Origin of the sequence: Herbaspirillum rhizosphaerae (assembly GCF_046025915.1) — a bacterium.
In the GTDB taxonomy this organism is placed as follows: Bacteria; Pseudomonadota; Gammaproteobacteria; order Burkholderiales; family Burkholderiaceae_D; genus Herbaspirillum; species Herbaspirillum rhizosphaerae_A.
This window is the reverse complement of record NZ_JAQQFR010000003.1, coordinates 188,336-204,886: the sequence shown is the minus strand read 5'-3', so window position 1 is coordinate 204,886 and position 16,551 is coordinate 188,336. Positions and strand designations below refer to the sequence as shown.

Here is a 16,551-nt window from a genome sequence, read left to right as displayed (position 1 = left end):
TCACGAGGAAACGATCATGGCGAATCATCCCCGTCCTGCCTGGCAACTGCGCACACTGCGCTGGTCCGCATACACCATCACCGTTCTGCTGCTGCTCGCATTAATCAGCTGGCTGGCACTGCCATCGCTGGTCAAGAAAATTGCCGCCGAACAGACTCAGGCAAAAATCGGACGCAAGCTCGACATCGGCGAAGTCAGCTTCAATCCCTTCATCCTTGCCCTGCGCGTGCAGGATGTCACGCTCTATGAACCTGATCAGAAAACCGCCGCGTTCAGCGCCAAAGAACTGGTGGTCAATGCCTCCGCGACTTCCCTGCCACGGCTGGCTGCCATCCTCGACGAAGTCAAACTGGTCGATCCCAAGGTCCATATCGTCCGTCTGAGCGATGAAGGCATCGGCCGCTATAACTTCTCCGACATCATCGACCGCGTTCTCGCCATGCCAAAAAGCGAAGGAGAAACCTTCTTCTCGCTGGCTAACCTGCAACTGCAGAACGGCGCCATCCTGTTCGACGACAAGGTCACTGGCAAGACCATCGACATCCGCACACTCAACATCGGCGTCCCCTTCGTATCGAACTTACCGCGCAATGTGGACACCTTCGTCCAACCTGTCCTGTCGATGACCGTCAACGGTACGCCGTTTTCGCTGAAAGGCCGCAGCAAACCATTCGCCAGCTCGCTCGACACCACGCTGGCCGTCGACATCGACAAGCTGGACCTGGCGAGCTATATGCCCTTCGTTCCGGTTACGCTGCCGATTAAACTTGAGAGCGCCAAACTCACTACTCAGCTTGACCTGACCTTCAGCCGCGACAAGGACAAACCGCAAATCGCACTCGACGGCGACGTGACGCTGGCGGATATCTCAGTGCAGGAAAAAAATGCGGCGCAATTGCTAAAAGCTGGTTCTATCGCGGCAAAAATCAACAAGCTCGATCTGGTCAAACTCAGCGGTGTCATTGGTCAGGTCACCATCGACAAGCCCGAAATATGGGCAGAGATGAACAGCAAGGGTGAAATCAACTGGACGCGCATCGGCAAAGACAACGCCAAGCCTGCCACGACAAAGAAAGCGGCAACCTCTGGCAGCGCCAAGCCAGTTGCAGCCGCAGCAGCATCAGCTGCACCAACGACACCTGCGGCCCCTGTTGCACCAGCACCTGCGACGACAGACACCAAACCCGCAGCAACCGCACCAGCCATCACCGTTCGTAAATTGATCGTGCGAAACGGTAGCGTCAAATGGACGGACGACGCCAACGCCTCGCCGCGCCAGACTGTCCAACTGGAAAAAATCAACGTCGACGCCGGAGAAATCTCCACCGTCGCTGATGCCAAACCTGCCAAGATCGTCTTGTCGCTGACTGAAAACGGCCATGGTGAAATAGGCTTCAACGGCGAAGTTGCGCCCCTCAAAGGCAACGTCAACGGTAACGCAACGCTGAAAGCCGTAGAGTTGAGCGGCTATCAGAATTACCTGAACCGCTCCCTCAATGGCGCGCTCAGCGGTAAAGTTTCCGGCCAGACCGATGTGCAAATTGCGGGCGGCATGGTCAAACTGGGCAAACTCGGTATTGAGGTGAGTGACCTGAAGCTGGCTTCCAAAGCCAAATCTGCCGCCGCCGTCATCGGCGCCAAAGCCATCGCACTGGACAACGCATCAATCGATCTCCAGGCGCGCAAAGCAGAAGCGGATGCATTCCGCATTACCGGCCTGAACGGCGACCTGCGACGCGACGCAAAAGGTGTATTGAATCTGCAAGATTTGCTCGCCACCTCCACAGGAGCCACTACGGCCAGCAAGACGACGAACACCGCCGACACGCCCACCAAAACTCAGTCCGTCACAAAGACCACGCCTGCCACCGCCGCGACCAGCACCGCCTGGCAAGCGAAGCTGCGCAGCCTCGCTATCACCGACAGCGCCATCGCCTACGAAGATAGCGCCACCACGCCGACGCAAAAACTGCGCGCCGATGGCATCAACCTGAAGATCGACAATCTCTCCAGCTTGCTGGATCAGACCATGAAGATCTCACTGCAAAGCAAACTCAACAAGAACGGCAAACTCAACGTCACCGGGCAGGCGGCACCACAGTTGAAGACAATCGATCTGGTGCTGGATGCACAAAACCTGCCGATCGCACCGTTCCAGACTTACTTCACTGACTATCTGAATGTCACCCTCACCAGCGGCACGCTAAGCACCAAAGGCAAGCTCGCGGTAACGCCACCGCTTAACAAGCAAACTCTGGCGCTGCAATATAACGGCTCGGCAAGCCTGAATAACTTCCGCGTACTCGACAAGCTGACTTCCAGCGATTTCCTGCGCTGGAGAACATTAAACCTGCAAGGCATCAACGCCAAGATCGGTGGCAAGCCGATCGTCTCTCTGGAAAAAATTGCCCTTTCCGATTTCTATGCACGCGCCATCTTGTCCGATCAGGGTAAGCTAAACCTACAAGAAATCATCGTCTCCAAAGACCAGCCGCCGAGCTCCGTCACGACACCAGCGAGCAGCGATGGCAAGCCGTCCACCACTGTCGCAAAAACCACCACCTCAACAGCCCCGGTCACACCCGCAGCACCGGACCCGAACGCACCGGTTGTACGCATCGGCCAGACGGTTCTGCAGGGCGGCAACATCAACTTTACCGACAACTTCGTCAAGCCCAATTACACCGCCAACATGACCGGCATGGGCGGCACCATCGGCAGCATCGCCTCCGACAAGCCGGAGCCAGCCACCATCGACCTGCGCGGCAAGATCGACAACGATGCGCCGTTGCAGATCTCCGGCTCGCTCAACCCCTTGTTCAAGCCGATGTTCCTCGATGTCAAAGCCAGCGCCAACGGCGTACAGCTGCCGCGCCTCACGCCTTATTCAGCCAAGTACGCCGGCTACCCGATCACCAAGGGCAAGCTGTCGATGGATGTGCAATACAAAATTGAAAATGACAAGCTGGTCGCGCAAAACGACGTACGCATCGAGCAACTGACCTTCGGCGACCACGTTGACGGCCCCAACGTCACCAAACTTCCGGTCATGCTTGCCGTATCGCTGCTCAAAGATCGCAACGGCACAATCAATCTCAACCTGCCGATTTCCGGCTCGCTGTCCGATCCGCAGTTCTCGATCGGCGGCATCATCATGCGCGTGTTCGTCAACCTGATCGTCAAGGCTGTCACATCGCCATTCGCATTGATCAGCTCGATGTTCGGCGGTGACAGCGACGCAGGCGAACTGAGCTACATCGAGTTCGAACCTGGCTCATCAGAACTGACCGACGACATCCGCAAGAAACTCGACACCCTCGGCTACGCGTTGCATCAACGTCCGGCACTGAAGATCGATGTCATGGGCCGCGCTGATCCAGCCGTCGACGATATGGGTCTGCGCCAGGAACTTCTCAACCGCAAGATGCGTGCGTTCAAGCGCAAGGACATCATTGAAAAAGAAGGCCAGCCCTCCGGCAAAGATCTGCAGATCAATGAAGCGGAGCGCACCAAGTACATGGAAAAGGTTTATAAGGACGAAAAGTTCAAGAAACCGCGCAACGTCGTCGGCCTCACCAAATCGTTGCCACCGGAAGAAATGCAGAAGTTGATCGTCGACAACACCACGATTACCGAGGACGACTTGCGCAATCTCGCGCAACGCCGCGCCGATCTGATTCGCAACTACCTGCAAGATCAAAGCATCATCTCAGCCGACCGGATCTTCCTGATTGCCCCGAAGCTCAACGCCGACGGCATCAAGGACAAGGGCAAGACCAGCCGCGTCGAACTGACTTTGCAACAGTAAGACGAGCATTGAAGCAGTTGAGTAGGGGCGGACTCTTGATAACCCGGCGAGCCGCCCCCATACTGAGATATAATGCAGATCTGCATGGGGCCGACTTGGTTTCGACGTGGGTTGCAAAGCAGCGCAGGGCATACCGAGGCCTGACTACCTCGTAAATACAATCAGACAAGATATAACTGCAAACGATAACTCGTACGCACAAGCGGCTTAATACCCGCTTGCTCTACACTACTTCTTCCTTGGGGTAGGCTGGTCAAACAGCAGTAGAGTCATTTACAAGGAATCGCTTTGAATCGGGTCACTTGGTTCAAGGCTAAATCTAAGGTGACTCGCCTTAACGAAGCGTGCGCGTCCGCGTCGTTCGGGTTAAATCAAATGGCAGCGCTAAGTATGTAGAACTGTCTGTAGAGTGCTTGCGGACGCGGGTTCGATTCCCGCCGGCTCCACCACCAATACAAAAGGTCACCCTAGGGTGGCCTTTTTTATTGGTGTTGCGCCTGAGAGAACCGAATCCGCGTCCGGCTCGGATGCGGGGCGAGTCCGGGGTTGCACGAAGCACTGCTTCGTGCCGGACGAGCCAGTTTGGCTTGCAAGCCAAACTGTGGGAGATTCCTTCTCAATCCAATGTCATCGCCAATAAAAAACATCCTCAGATGGCTGTTTCATTGATGTAGGTCTGAGAAAACCGAATCCGCGACCTGCACGGACGCGAGGAGAGTCCTGAGTTGCACGAAGCACTGCTTCGCGCCGGACGAGCCAATTTGGCTTGCAAGCCAAACTGTGGGAGATTCCTCTGCGCATCAATCACATCACCAACGAAATCGATGCCAGTCCGCCCCCTGCTCACTCACTCTCCACCAACAACCCATTCATCGCATCCCGCATCATGATCGACGCCAGCGATGCATGATCATTCTTCACCATATCAAGATCATGCAAACCATACCCTGGCAACATCAGCTGCTTGATATAAGCACAATCGCTATCGCAGGTATAACGCACCCTCCCCGCTTTCTTCTGTACTTCCAGCGTGTACTCGCCATGCACCTTGCCGCGATAGCGGACCATGACCTGTGGGCGGGCATCGAGAGCCGTGGCTTCGTTTAAATCTTCGTAGACATATTCGCCATCGGCCCCGCTAAGGTAGTGCGGCTTTAACGGTACCGCAGGGGCAGACTGAGACGCAGCAGAGACAAGGAACAGATGATTGCCACGGGCTGGCTCTGCAATCAGTTTCTGCACTTGCGCCATTGCCGCTTGCATTTGCTCCGGCGTCACCGCTTGCGCCGGGATAGTTGTAACCGCACCGGATGCAGGCACAGGCAAGGATTGCAATACTGTCGATGCGACAGATATCCCCGCCAACTCGGCATCCAGCGCAATCTGACGCTGCCGATACCAGTCGAGCAGACACTCGCGCGTCTGGCAGTTCTTCTCTCGCCAGCGCCAGAAGCCGTCTGAACGCGCGGCAAATTCACGACGGTCCGCGGCTTTCGCCTTGGCGTGCTTGTATGTCTTTCCCAATTGATCGTCGAGGCGGGATAACTCGGCATCGCCGCAAATGATCTTCTCCGTTGCGGATCCTGCTTTGCTGCAATTGAAACTGGCACCGAACGCGGAAGTGACGACACCGCTGGCCAACAGAGTCGCCAGCAGCAATCGTCGCTTCCAATCTGACGCGCTGAAAACAATGCGATGACGGGTATCGTCCGGCGAAAGCGGCGCAATGGCCGATGCGAAGAGGCGTTGAATCTGGCTCATGATCTCGTGTGCGTGTCTGAGATGGGGGAAGCCGAAGGATCGCATCGACGCACGGGCGGCAAAATCGAAATGAAGCAGGCTTTCCCGCCGAAATCTTTACAAATACCGGGTAACATTTACGTCCGTTACAAGCCGTTGCAAATTGCTGCCATTCCTTTACTGATCTGCTGAATCCATCACGATGCAGATCACTCAACATCCACCATGCCGGATTCGGACATGCCTTCAGAAAAGCAAAGCGCTATACGAGAATTGCCTTTCAAGCCGCCATTTGATTGGGAGCGGCTGTTACGTTTTTTTAGCGGGCGCTCAACGGCTGGTGTGGAGGCAGTAGAAAACAGTGTCTATCTGCGCGCCATCGAATGGCATGGCGACGCGGGCACGCTAGCGGTCTCACGGCATCCACAAGACAACGCTCTGATCGCCCTGTTGGAGGGCAAGGTCAGCCGCCACGCGGACGCGCTGGTTGCGCCGCTAAGCCGCATGTTCGGGCTGGATGCAGATCCGCAACCGATTCGCCGCCATCTCGCCGCAGATCCTTGGTTGGCACCGTTGCTGAAGGAGGCTCCCGGCCTGCGCGTGCCCGGTGCCTGGTCTGCATTTGAACTGATCGTGCGCACCATCGTCGGCCAGCAGGTCAGCGTGAAAGCAGCAACCACCATCGTAGGACGATTGGTGGAACGTGCCGGCGAGCGTATCGAACATCATGCGCATGCAGCGACCTCGTGGCGCTTTCCCACGCCGGGTGCTTTGGCGGTGGTAGACCTCACTGCCATCGGCATGCCCGGAAAACGCGTCGCCGCACTACAAGGTTTTGCGCATGCAGTGGAGATCGGCGATGTGCCCGTCGACGCGCCCGAGGTCGATCTTGCCGATCGGCGCAAGACCTTGTTGGCTTTACCTGGTATCGGTCCATGGACAGTCGAGTACGTCGCCATGCGTGCGTGGCGCGATGCCGATGCATGGCCGGCATCGGATCTGGTGCTGATGCAAGCGATAACGAGTCGCGATCCGGCCTTGCTCAAACTTGCTCACCAACGTGCTCGGGCTGACGCTTGGAGACCATGGCGTGCTTATGTGGCAATGCATCTGTGGAACGAAATTGCAGACCGGACAGGGAACAATAGCGACGGTTGACGCTATGACAACAAACCCGCCGCCTCGCGCACTCTGCCCAACAGAATCCCTGCTCTTAGCGGTAAAAACGGGATAGATTCTGTAACCGTCTGCAACCGTTGCGCTATTTGTCGCGCCCGACGCCGCCAAGAGAATATAATGGCGCTCATCTTTTGCACTACACCTTAGGCCATGAGCTCCGAATTTCACCAACTCTCCGAGAAAGTTGCGCAACTTGCCGCTCTGACTCAGTCATTGCGCCGCGAAAACGCCGATCTGCGTCTTAACGTCACCGCGCTGACCACCGAGAAGGTGGACTTATCGCGACGCATGGAAGAAGCCCATCAGCGTATCGAAGCACTGCTGGAAAAATTGCCGGTCGCAATCGCGGCGACACCGACAACGCCAGCCATCAATGAAGAGGAGACAGCATGATTCAACTCAACGTGACAATCATGGGCCACTCTTACACGCTCGCATGCAAAGAAGGTGAAGAAGCAACGCTGCAACAAGCCGTCGCTTATCTCGATGAAAAGATGTGCGTCATTCGCGACTCCGGCAAGATCAAAGGCAACGATCGTATCGCCGTCATGGCTGCACTCGGTATCGCCGCAGAATTGCTGTCGACACAACCCGGAGACGGCCCTTTTGCCGGCATGACGGTTGCAGAATGGAAGCAAAGCATCGCCGCCATGCATACTGTTTTGGATGAAGCGCTGACACCACAAGAAAATTTGTTCTAAGCATATTTTTTAGTGCATTTTCTTGCCTGCCTTTTTCAACTCTTGATCTGCAGGAAACTCCCGTTTCGCTTCGCACATGAGCGCTTCCTATTCGCCGATGTCAATGCTTGTGCGTGAATAATTTTTAGTCACATCTGTCTGCGCAAATACCCGATATTTTTACGCAAACACTTTGACAAGAATGGCGAATAGAGTAGACTTAAGTCTCCTGCCGTGTTCGCGAATGCTTATATTCCTTGAACCATTTATGTGCACAGGCTGTGGGATTTTGTTTGGTGGGCGTGAGCGTCGCTAGTCCGATGAACCCGAAATTAAACTAACTGCAGCCAACTTGAACCGCTTGGTTCAGGATGCCAGCATAGCGGCACAGGCGGGACTAGTTTCAGAAGAAAGCGACTGTAGAAATACGGTCGCTTTTTTTATGCAAAAACGCTTTGTGAAATTCAGTGCTGCGCCGGCATTGATACCTGAGCGTCGATCTCAGTCAGAGACCTCGCGAGGCGTTCATATTGCTTGCGCAATACAGCGATGTAGTTTGCGGGGAGATTGCGAAGACGCGCATGAACAACTGTGCGGATATGCCTATAGATAACTGTCAGTGACTAGCGTAACAACGAGCGACTGCGATCAGTCGCTGCGCTTCTTGGCTGCAGCTTTACGCTCGTGCCCCACTTCGGCAATCGCATCCTGGAATTCCGTGACGTCTTCAAAGCTCTTGTAGACCGAGGCAAAGCGAATGTAGGCGATCTTGTCGAGGCGCTTCAATTCACGCATGACCAATTCGCCGACCTGCCCCGACACGACTTCACGGGCGCCGCTGGACAACAATTTTTCCTGAATGCTCTGAATCGCCGCATCGACCGCTTCGGCCGACACCGGACGTTTGCGCAAGGCCAGCATCAGACTGGCGCGCAGTTTGGAAGGATCGAACTCGCTTCGGCTGCCGTTCTTCTTGACGATGACGGGCATCGTCAGCTCAATGCGCTCGTAGGTGGTGAACCGCTTGTCGCAATTGGCGCAACGACGACGACGACGAATCGCGTCGCCCTCTTCCGAGAGTCGCGTATCCAACACGGGCGTGTCGTCATGATTGCAGAAGGGACATTTCATAGAGGCGAGTAGAAGCTGACTGCTGGGTTAATACCGGAGACCATCTTACTGCGCCTGCGGCCTTCACCCCTGTCATATCGACAAAGATGAAGGCCGCAGGATGAAACAACAACTTTACTGAATTGCGACTGACCGGGCTTGCGCCTGATTAAGCAGCATAGACCGGGAATGCATCAGTCAACTTCTTGACTTCAGCCTTCACGCGCTCGATGGTTGCGGCGTCATGCGGATTGTCCAGCACATCGGCGATCAGGTTAGCAACCTTTTCCGCTTCCGCTTCCTTGAAACCGCGTGTAGTCATCGCCGGGCTGCCCAGACGGATACCGGAAGTCACAAATGGCTTCTCAGGATCGTTAGGAATGCCGTTCTTGTTGCAGGTCATGTGGGCCGAACCCAGAATCGCTTCGGCTTCCTTGCCGGTCAGATTCTTCGGACGCAGATCCACCAGCATCACGTGGGACTCGGTACGACCGGACACGATGCGCAGACCACGCTTGATCAGCGTCTTGGCCAATACGTCGGCGTTCTTCACGACTTGCTGTTGATACGCCTTGAATTCCGGCGACAGCGCTTCCTTGAATGCCACTGCCTTACCGGCGATGACGTGCATCAGCGGACCGCCCTGGATGCCAGGGAAGATCGCGGAGTTGATGGCCTTTTCGTGCTCGGCCTTCATCAAGATCACGCCACCGCGCGGACCGCGCAGCGACTTGTGCGTTGTCGATGTGACGAAGTCGGCAAACGGCACAGGATTCGGATACACGCCTGCAGCGATCAGGCCGGCGTAGTGCGCCATGTCGACCATGAAATAAGCGCCGACTTCCTTGGCGATCTTGGCGAAACGTTCGAAGTCGATACGCAGTGCGTAGGCGGATGCACCAGCGATGATCAGCTTTGGCTTCTTTTCACGCGCCAGTGCTTCCATGGCTTCGTAGTCGATTTCTTCCTTGTCGTTCAGGCCGTAGGAAACGACGTTGAACCACTTGCCGGACATGTTCAGCGCCATGCCGTGCGTCAGATGGCCGCCTTCTGCCAGCGACATGCCCATGATGGTGTCGCCTGGTTTCAACATGGCGAAGAACACACCTTGGTTCGCTTGCGAACCGGAGTTCGGCTGCACGTTGGCGGCTTCAGCGCCAAACAACTGCTTCAGGCGATCGATGGCCAGTTGCTCGGCCATGTCGACGAATTCGCAACCGCCGTAGTAACGCTTGCCTGGATAACCTTCAGCGTACTTGTTGGTCAGTTGGGTGCCCTGGGCTTCCATGACTGCCGGCGAAGTATAGTTCTCGGAAGCGATCAGCTCGATGTGATCTTGCTGACGGACGTTTTCTTTCTGGATGACCGACCACAATTCCGGGTCGATATTCGCGATGGTGTGATTCTTTGCAAACATGATTTCTCCAATGGATGAGGATGCGCCTGAAGGCATATCAGTTCGACGCGCCCAAAGCAAAAACACAATGGGCGAAGCCGACTTGACTGACTTCCAAATCGAATGAGGGCCAAAAATAAAAGGGAATTGCAGGCAGCCTCAGTCGTACGTTCTCCATTCAGGGCTGCCCAGGCGCACGGCTAATGAAATCTCACGCTTCCCGATGGATACCCATCTTGTGCCGGAACAGGGTTCCGGTTTTTCGCCAGTTACGTGAGACGAAATGGTCTGCTCATTGTAAGTGAAGGCTTAAAATTCAGCAAGATTTGCGTCTGCCGCCCTGCGTGAAAATGTTGCATCGCACGCCGCCTCTCGCCGCGGCGCGCTTTGGGCTACAATTTCGGGTTGTAGATGCAATATGAATTCAAATACTGCATTGCTCAGACACCAACACGGAGAACACACAATGATCGTCTTGATTACAGGTGCAACAGCTGGTTTCGGCGCAGAAATGGCGCGCAAGTTCGTACAAAACGGTCACAAGGTCATCGCTACCGGTCGCCGCAAAGACCGTCTCGACGCCCTCGCCGGCGAATTTGGCGACAAAGTACTGCCTCTGGTGCTGGACGTCACCGACAAGGCTTCCATCAAATCCGCGCTGGCCAGTCTGCCGCAAGGGTGGCAAGACATCGACGTACTGATCAACAACGCCGGCCTCGCACTAGGTCTGGAGCCTGCACATCAGGTCGCGCTGGAAGACTGGGAAACCATGATCGACACCAACGTCAAGGGTCTGGTCACCGTCACGCATCACATCCTGCCGAACATGGTCAAGCGCGGCACCGGCACCATCATCAATCTGGGTTCGATTGCAGGTGCTTATCCGTATCCGGGCGGCAATGTTTATGGCGCCACCAAGGCATTCGTGGATCAGTTCACCCTGAATCTGCGTGCGGATCTGGTCGGCACCGGTGTACGCGCCACCAATCTGGCACCCGGCCTGTGTGGCGGTACCGAGTTCTCCAACGTGCGCTTCAAGGGCAATGACGGCGCAGCTGCCAAGGTCTATGAAGGCACGACGCCACTGACCGCCGAAGACATCGCCGAAGCGGCCTTCTGGGTTGCTACCCTGCCGCCGCACGTCAACATCAACTACATCGAACTGATGCCAACTTGCCAAGGTTTTGGACCGCTGAATATCAAACGCGCCCAATAAATCCAATAAACATCCAGATGTCCGATTTAAACAATAAAAACAATATCAGCAGCAACAGCGTCGGCGGCAGCAACAATGGCAGCGACGCTTTCTCCTGGCCGGTTCGGGTCTACTACGAAGACACCGACACCGGCGGCGTCGTGTTTTACGCCAACTATCTCAAGTTCTTCGAACGCGCGCGCACCGAATGGCTGCGTGCGCTTGGTTATTCCCAGCAAGCACTGGCAGAATCCTCGGGTCTGATCTTCGTGGTCAAGAGCACCGCGGTGGATTACTTTTCGCCTGCGCGACTCGACGATGAACTGAAATTGACCGTCGTGGTCGAACAGTTCCGCAACGCGTCGCTGGCTTTCGTTCAGGAAGCGTGGCGCATCGAGAAAACATCGCAGGGAACGCTGCAGGGAACACAACAAACATTATTGGCGCGCGGCCGCATCACCATCGTCTGCGTCAACGCGGCGAGCTTCCGGCCTCAGGCCATTCCGGAAAAAATGCTGGCGCGCTTCAAGGAAAATTTATAATTCGCCATCTATTCAACATCTGCACGGCTTGTGATTCAAGCTTGCCCATCAAGCCTGCAACCCATGATCGCAGCGGCATCTTTACACCTGCCGCAACGGGATTGAAAAAATTTGCACGTACAATTGACCATCTCTGACTGAACCTCCGACCCTCACGCCCCCATGAATGTCACTCAAGATCTATCCTTCGTTACCCTGATCGCCAATGCTTCCATCATTGTGCAACTTGTCATGTTGCTCTTGTTGTCGGCGTCGATTTTCAGCTGGACCTACATCTTCCGCAAGATGTTCACGATCCGCAGTTCGCGCATCCAGACCGAAGAGTTTGAACGCTCGTTCTGGTCCGGCGGCAATCTGATCGCGCTGTATCAGGACACGCTGTCCAACCGCCGCAAGGGCGGCGGCCACGGCGGTGCGCTGGAACGCATCTTCCAGGCCGGCATGGGCGAATTCAACAAAGCCAAAGCACAAGTCGGCAAAGGCGCCACGATCGATTCGACCGGTTTGCTGGACGGTGCCCGCCGCGCCATGCGCGCAGCCTACCAGCGCGAAATGGATGCGCTGGAATCGCACCTGGCCTTCCTGGCGTCAGTCGGTTCGGTGTCTCCCTATGTTGGTCTGTTCGGCACCGTATGGGGCATCATGAATGCCTTCCGCGGCCTTGCCAATGTGCAACAAGCAACGCTTGCTGCGGTCGCTCCCGGCATTGCCGAAGCGCTGATCGCGACTGCGATCGGTCTCTTTGCCGCGATTCCTGCTGTGATTGCCTACAACCGCTATTCACACGACATCGACCGCCTGGCGATCCGCTTTGAAAGCTTCATCGAAGAGTTCTCCAATATCTTGCAACGTCAGGCACGCTAATGGCCGGTTCATCCATGCGCGGGGGACGCCCCCGCAAGTTCAAATCGGAAATCAACGTCGTGCCATACATCGACGTGATGCTGGTGCTGCTGATCATCTTCATGGTGGCCGCACCGGTGAATGACCCGAGCGTCATCAACCTGCCGACCGCCGGCAAGTCGACCGTGCCGCCGAACGAATACATCGAGATCGCGTTGAAGCCAGACGCCAAGGCCACCATCAAGGTCAACGGCCCCAAGCGCGGTGAGACGCAGACGGCGAGCAGCCGCAACGATCTGGCGCAAAAACTGCAGGCCCTGCATGCGGACAGCCCGGATATGCCGGTGATGATTTCCGCCGACAAAGATATCAAGTACGACGAAGTGATTCAGGCCATTGCGTCCGCCAAGAAGCTGGGCATCACACGCGTGGGACTGGCAACAAAGTAATATGAGCTCTCCTTACCAAGTACCAAGACAACCGGGCCGCTGGCGCGCCATCACGCTGGCGGTGGTGGTGCATATGGCCTTGCTGGCTTTTCTCTGGTTCGGCATCAGCTGGCAAAGCCAGACACCGCTGACCGTCGAAGCGGAAATCTGGGATCCGAACGTCAAGGAAGCCGCTCCCCTGCCACAACCCGAGCCGGAACCGGAACCACCGAAACCGACGCCGCAACCGGTTCCAGAACCAGTCAAACCGCCACCACCACCGAAGGTCGAAGAACCTCCGGTGGTGAAGCCTGATATCGCGCTGGAAAAAGAAAAAGAAAAAGAGAAAGAAAAGAAGCGCAAGGAAGCGGAAAAGAAAGATCGCGAAGAAAAGGCAAAGGAAGCCAAGCTCGAGCGTGAAAAAGAAGATCAGCTGAAGAAGGAAAAGCAGGAGAAGCTAGACGCCGACAAGAAACTCGCCAAGCAGAAAGAAGACGCTGAGGCGAAGAAGAAAGCCGACGCCGACAAACTCGCTGCCGAGAAGAAACAGAAACAGCAAGCCGCCGACAACAAGGCCGCCGAACAACGTCGCCAGGATGACCTGAAACGCATGATGGGTCAGGCTACCAGCTCCAGTGGCGGCACCGGTACGGCGGCGCAATCGCAAGGCCCGCGCGGTGCGGCAGACTATGGCCGGAAGTTGGGCGCGAAGATCCGTTCCAACACCATCTTCGACGTGCCTGGCGAGTTAAGCGCGAACCCGGCGGTAGAATACACTGTCGAACTGCTGCCAGACGGCACCGTACGCAGTATCCGCAAGAACAGAACATCCGGCATTCCGGGCTTTGACGAAGCAGTCCTGCAAGCGATCAACAAATCGCAACCTTTCCCTCCAGACAAGGATGGACGGGTGCCGAACAGCTTCACCTTCACCCATTTACCGAAAGATCAGTAAACGATGACAATGAGGATGATGAAAAACTCACGCACCTTGCCACTTGGTTTTCGCCGCCTGACAGGCATTGCTCTGACCGTCGCAGGTATCGCCATAGCACCAGCCTCGCACGCAGAGTTGCGCTTTGAAATTTCCGGTGTCGGCGCCAGCCAGATCCCGGTCGCCATCACCTCCTTCCCGGGAGAAGAAGGCGCGCCGCAACAGATCACCAACATCATCAGAGCCGACCTGACGCGCAGCGGCGTATTCAAGTTGATTGACAACAGCGACTCGCTGTCGGACTCTTCCACGATCAATTACAACGACTGGAAAGGTCGCGGTGCCAATGCGCTGGCAGTGGGCAGCGTGCAGCGTCTGGCCGATGGGCGCTTCGATGTGCGCTATCGCCTGTTCGACACCATCAAGGCATCACAATTGTCGGCACTGTCGTTCGGCAGCCAGCCGCAACTGATCCGCCTGACCGCACACAAGATTGCCGACGATATCTATGAAAAGCTGACCGGCATTCCAGGCATCTTCTCCACCCGTATTGCTTATGTGACACGTTCCGGCAAGGAATATCGCCTGGAAGTTGCCGACGCGGATGGCGAAGGCGTGCAGGTCGCACTGCGGTCCAACGAGCCGATCATCTCTCCGGCCTGGTCCCCAGATGGCGGCAAGGTCGCTTATGTTTCATTCGAAGCCAAAAAACCAGTTATCTATATCCAAAACCTCGTAACGCGTCAGCGCACCCTGGTGGCCAACTTCAAGGGCAGCAACTCGGCACCGGCCTGGGCACCTGACGGTTCGCGCCTGGCCGTGGCACTCACGCGTGACGGCCTGACGCAGGTCTACATCATCAACGCCGATGGCAGCGGCCTGCGTCGTCTGACCAACACCGCCGGCATCGATACCGAGCCACGCTTCTCGCCGGATGGTAATTACATCTACTTCACCAGCGACCGTAGCGGCGGCCCGCAGATCTACAAGGTCAGCCCCAACGGCGGCGAAGCGCAGCGCGTGACCTTCGGCGGCAGCTACAATATCAGCCCGCGGATTTCACCGGACGGCAGGACGCTGGCATTTATCTCGCGCCGCGAGGGTAAATTCCAGCTTTACGCGCTGGATTTGACCAACGGTCAGGAACAACGCCTGTCCGACACCGTCAAAGATGAGTCGCCCAGCTTCTCGCCAAACGGCAAGTACATCATGTACGCGACGGAATCGGGTCGTCGCGGATCTTTAGCCATCGTCTCCACGGATGGCCGGATCAAACAGCGCTTAACAACCCAGGTCGGCGATGTCAGGGAGCCAACCTGGGGGCCGTTCATGAAATAAACAATTATTCACATTCATTCACGACACAAGGAGTTTCAGATGCGCACATTCAGTTCTTTTGCAATCGTTCTTTCGGCAGCAGTGCTGCTGGCAGCATGCTCGTCCACCAAGCTGGACGACAAAAACGCACCGGTGGAAAGCCGTGCTACAACCGGCACTAACAGCGGCGCAGATCCACGCGCAGTCAACACCGTCAACGCTGGATCCGACCCACTGAACGACCCGCAAGGCATTCTCTCCAAGCGCAGCGTCTACTTCGACTACGACAGCTACTCCGTCAAGGAAGAGTTCCGTTCGGTGGTAGAAGCACACGCCAAGTACCTGAACTCGCACAAGGATCGCAAGGTCATCATCCAAGGCAATACCGATGATCGCGGCGGTACCGAATACAACCTGGCCCTGGGTCAGAAGCGTGCAGAAGCCGTCCGCAAGGCACTGGTTCTGCTGGGCGTCTCCGACGCACAAGTTGAAGCTGTTTCCTTTGGCAAAGAAAAGCCAAAGGCATTGGGCAGCGACGAAGCAGCATGGGCTGAAAACCGCCGCGCTGATATCGCTTACCAATAAGACCTATGCGCACTTCCCTGAAAACCAAGTTCAAATCGGTTTCTGCAGCGGCCATGTTGGCCGCTGTCGCGTGCCTGCCAATGACAGCGCACGCGGGCTTGTTTGACGACGACGAAGCGCGCAAGGCCATCCTCGATCTGCGCAACAAAGTCGATAGCCTGCAAAAGGATATGGTCAACAAGTCGGACAAGAACAGCGCGCTGAGCCTGTCCGATCAAAACGACCAACTCCGCCAGGAAATCGCCCGACTGCGTGGCCAGATCGAAGTATTGACCAATGAGCTGTCCAATACGCAGCAACGCCAGAAAGACTTTTACGTCGATCTGGATGCACGTCTGCGCAAGCTGGAACCGCAAAAAGTCAACATCGACGGCAAGGAATCCAGCGTCGATCTGAATGAGCAAAAATCCTATGACGCCGCACTGAACCTGTTCAAGGGTGGCGACTACAAGGGTGCCGGCGCAGCGTTCAACGACTTCCTGAAGCGTTACCCACAATCCGGTTACGCGCCATCGGCGCAATACTGGGTCGGCAACGCACTGTATGCGCAGCGCGACTACAAGGGCGCCATCGCAGCACAGCAGGCAGTAGCGAAAAATTATCCGGACAGTCCCAAGGTGGCCGACGCCATGCTCAACATCGGCAGCTCATATATCGAGCTGAAGGACAAAGCAGCGGCGAAGAAATCGTTGGATGCGCTGATTGCGAAGTATCCGGAAAGCCCGGCAGCCCAGACAGGCAAAGAAAAACTGGCAACATTGAAATAGCGCCTTGAAATATTTTCCCTACCTGTT

At 56.1% G+C, this 16,551-nt stretch carries 15 protein-coding genes, 2 other RNA genes and 1 riboswitch; of the genes, 14 read left to right on the top strand and 3 right to left on the bottom strand.

Going from position 1 to position 16,551, the window contains the following annotated elements:
• Positions 1 to 16 precede the first annotated feature (16 nt).
• Together PQR63_RS05895 and ssrA are read left to right on the top strand one after the other, a co-directional pair.
• Entirely contained in the window at positions 17 to 3,808 is a 3,792-nt protein-coding gene (locus PQR63_RS05895) for a DUF748 domain-containing protein (protein ID WP_408166444.1), read from the top strand.
• 86 nt (positions 3,809 to 3,894) lie between these two features.
• Positions 3,895 to 4,257, top strand: a transfer-messenger RNA (tmRNA) gene (gene ssrA / locus PQR63_RS05890).
• Positions 4,258 to 4,651: 394 nt separating this feature from the next.
• Here ssrA and PQR63_RS05885 read toward each other — a convergent pair.
• On the bottom strand, positions 4,652 to 5,569 hold the full coding sequence (locus tag PQR63_RS05885; RefSeq protein WP_408166442.1) for a lysozyme inhibitor LprI family protein: 918 nt from the start codon (positions 5,567 to 5,569) through the stop codon (positions 4,652 to 4,654).
• A gap of 219 nt (positions 5,570 to 5,788) precedes the next feature.
• On the opposite strand from PQR63_RS05885, the gene PQR63_RS05880 reads away from it, so the two are divergent.
• The 4 genes from PQR63_RS05880 (at position 5,789) to ssrS (ending at position 7,809) form a co-directional block, all read left to right on the top strand.
• Positions 5,789 to 6,706: a DNA-3-methyladenine glycosylase family protein gene (locus PQR63_RS05880; RefSeq protein ID WP_408166440.1), complete on the top strand. Its 918-nt coding sequence runs from the start codon at positions 5,789 to 5,791 to the stop codon at positions 6,704 to 6,706.
• A 171-nt stretch (positions 6,707 to 6,877) separates the two neighbouring features.
• On the top strand, positions 6,878 to 7,120 hold the full coding sequence (locus PQR63_RS05875; protein WP_408166439.1) for a DUF904 domain-containing protein: 243 nt from the start codon (positions 6,878 to 6,880) through the stop codon (positions 7,118 to 7,120).
• Positions 7,117 to 7,428, top strand: a complete 312-nt coding sequence (locus PQR63_RS05870; protein WP_094564959.1) for a cell division protein ZapA — start codon at positions 7,117 to 7,119, stop codon at positions 7,426 to 7,428. The genes PQR63_RS05875 and PQR63_RS05870 overlap by 4 nt, the downstream gene beginning before the upstream one ends.
• A gap of 202 nt (positions 7,429 to 7,630) precedes the next feature.
• Positions 7,631 to 7,809: non-coding RNA, 6S RNA (ssrS, locus tag PQR63_RS05865), on the top strand.
• Between the two features lie 246 nt (positions 7,810 to 8,055).
• Here ssrS and nrdR read toward each other — a convergent pair.
• Positions 8,056 to 8,538, bottom strand: coding sequence for a transcriptional regulator NrdR (nrdR, locus tag PQR63_RS05860; protein WP_094564960.1), 483 nt, complete (start codon positions 8,536 to 8,538; stop codon positions 8,056 to 8,058).
• Positions 8,539 to 8,686: 148 nt separating this feature from the next.
• Positions 8,687 to 9,934, bottom strand: a complete 1,248-nt coding sequence (glyA, locus tag PQR63_RS05855; protein ID WP_094564961.1) for a serine hydroxymethyltransferase — start codon at positions 9,932 to 9,934, stop codon at positions 8,687 to 8,689.
• A 158-nt stretch (positions 9,935 to 10,092) separates the two neighbouring features.
• A riboswitch (ZMP/ZTP riboswitch) is annotated at positions 10,093 to 10,196 on the bottom strand.
• Positions 10,197 to 10,379: 183 nt separating this feature from the next.
• On the opposite strand from glyA, the gene PQR63_RS05850 reads away from it, so the two are divergent.
• The 8 genes from PQR63_RS05850 (at position 10,380) to ybgF (ending at position 16,524) form a co-directional block, all read left to right on the top strand.
• Positions 10,380 to 11,129: an SDR family oxidoreductase gene (locus PQR63_RS05850; RefSeq protein WP_408166436.1), complete on the top strand. Its 750-nt coding sequence runs from the start codon at positions 10,380 to 10,382 to the stop codon at positions 11,127 to 11,129.
• Between the two features lie 17 nt (positions 11,130 to 11,146).
• A complete protein-coding gene (gene ybgC, locus PQR63_RS05845) occupies positions 11,147 to 11,650 on the top strand; it encodes a tol-pal system-associated acyl-CoA thioesterase (protein ID WP_408166434.1) in 504 nt (167 codons plus the stop codon).
• 162 nt (positions 11,651 to 11,812) lie between these two features.
• Positions 11,813 to 12,514 (top strand): protein TolQ, encoded by a 702-nt coding sequence (gene tolQ, locus PQR63_RS05840; protein WP_094564963.1) that lies wholly within the window; start codon positions 11,813 to 11,815, stop codon positions 12,512 to 12,514.
• A complete protein-coding gene (locus PQR63_RS05835; protein WP_408166432.1) occupies positions 12,514 to 12,942 on the top strand; it encodes an ExbD/TolR family protein in 429 nt (142 codons plus the stop codon). The genes tolQ and PQR63_RS05835 overlap by 1 nt, the downstream gene beginning before the upstream one ends.
• Position 12,943: 1 nt before the next feature.
• On the top strand, positions 12,944 to 13,876 hold the full coding sequence (tolA, locus tag PQR63_RS05830) for a cell envelope integrity protein TolA (RefSeq protein WP_408166431.1): 933 nt from the start codon (positions 12,944 to 12,946) through the stop codon (positions 13,874 to 13,876).
• Positions 13,877 to 13,891: 15 nt separating this feature from the next.
• Positions 13,892 to 15,193 carry a Tol-Pal system beta propeller repeat protein TolB gene (gene tolB / locus PQR63_RS05825; RefSeq protein ID WP_408166429.1) on the top strand — a complete coding sequence of 434 codons (1,302 nt, stop codon included), beginning with the start codon at positions 13,892 to 13,894 and terminating at the stop codon, positions 15,191 to 15,193.
• A gap of 39 nt (positions 15,194 to 15,232) precedes the next feature.
• Entirely contained in the window at positions 15,233 to 15,757 is a 525-nt protein-coding gene (gene pal / locus PQR63_RS05820; RefSeq protein ID WP_408166428.1) for a peptidoglycan-associated lipoprotein Pal, read from the top strand.
• A gap of 5 nt (positions 15,758 to 15,762) precedes the next feature.
• The gene (ybgF, locus tag PQR63_RS05815) at positions 15,763 to 16,524 is read left to right on the top strand and encodes a tol-pal system protein YbgF (protein WP_408166426.1); all 762 of its coding nucleotides are present in this window, start codon (positions 15,763 to 15,765) and stop codon (positions 16,522 to 16,524) included.
• The last annotated feature ends 27 nt before the right edge of the window (positions 16,525 to 16,551 follow it).

What these genes read in the sequence shown, in the direction of transcription:
- glyA (WP_094564961.1), bottom strand. Translation starts at nt 9,934, where the DNA reads ATGTTTGCAAAGAATCACACCATCGCGAATATCGACCCGGAATTGTGG.
- ybgF (WP_408166426.1), top strand. Translation starts at nt 15,763, where the DNA reads ATGCGCACTTCCCTGAAAACCAAGTTCAAATCGGTTTCTGCAGCGGCC.
- PQR63_RS05850 (WP_408166436.1), top strand. Translation starts at nt 10,380, where the DNA reads ATGATCGTCTTGATTACAGGTGCAACAGCTGGTTTCGGCGCAGAAATG.
- tolA (WP_408166431.1), top strand. Translation starts at nt 12,944, where the DNA reads ATGAGCTCTCCTTACCAAGTACCAAGACAACCGGGCCGCTGGCGCGCC.
- ybgC (WP_408166434.1), top strand. Translation starts at nt 11,147, where the DNA reads ATGTCCGATTTAAACAATAAAAACAATATCAGCAGCAACAGCGTCGGC.
- PQR63_RS05870 (WP_094564959.1), top strand. Translation starts at nt 7,117, where the DNA reads ATGATTCAACTCAACGTGACAATCATGGGCCACTCTTACACGCTCGCA.
- tolB (WP_408166429.1), top strand. Translation starts at nt 13,892, where the DNA reads ATGATGAAAAACTCACGCACCTTGCCACTTGGTTTTCGCCGCCTGACA.
- tolQ (WP_094564963.1), top strand. Translation starts at nt 11,813, where the DNA reads ATGAATGTCACTCAAGATCTATCCTTCGTTACCCTGATCGCCAATGCT.
- PQR63_RS05880 (WP_408166440.1), top strand. Translation starts at nt 5,789, where the DNA reads ATGCCTTCAGAAAAGCAAAGCGCTATACGAGAATTGCCTTTCAAGCCG.
- nrdR (WP_094564960.1), bottom strand. Translation starts at nt 8,538, where the DNA reads ATGAAATGTCCCTTCTGCAATCATGACGACACGCCCGTGTTGGATACG.
- PQR63_RS05885 (WP_408166442.1), bottom strand. Translation starts at nt 5,569, where the DNA reads ATGAGCCAGATTCAACGCCTCTTCGCATCGGCCATTGCGCCGCTTTCG.
- PQR63_RS05875 (WP_408166439.1), top strand. Translation starts at nt 6,878, where the DNA reads ATGAGCTCCGAATTTCACCAACTCTCCGAGAAAGTTGCGCAACTTGCC.
- PQR63_RS05895 (WP_408166444.1), top strand. Translation starts at nt 17, where the DNA reads ATGGCGAATCATCCCCGTCCTGCCTGGCAACTGCGCACACTGCGCTGG.
- PQR63_RS05835 (WP_408166432.1), top strand. Translation starts at nt 12,514, where the DNA reads ATGGCCGGTTCATCCATGCGCGGGGGACGCCCCCGCAAGTTCAAATCG.
- pal (WP_408166428.1), top strand. Translation starts at nt 15,233, where the DNA reads ATGCGCACATTCAGTTCTTTTGCAATCGTTCTTTCGGCAGCAGTGCTG.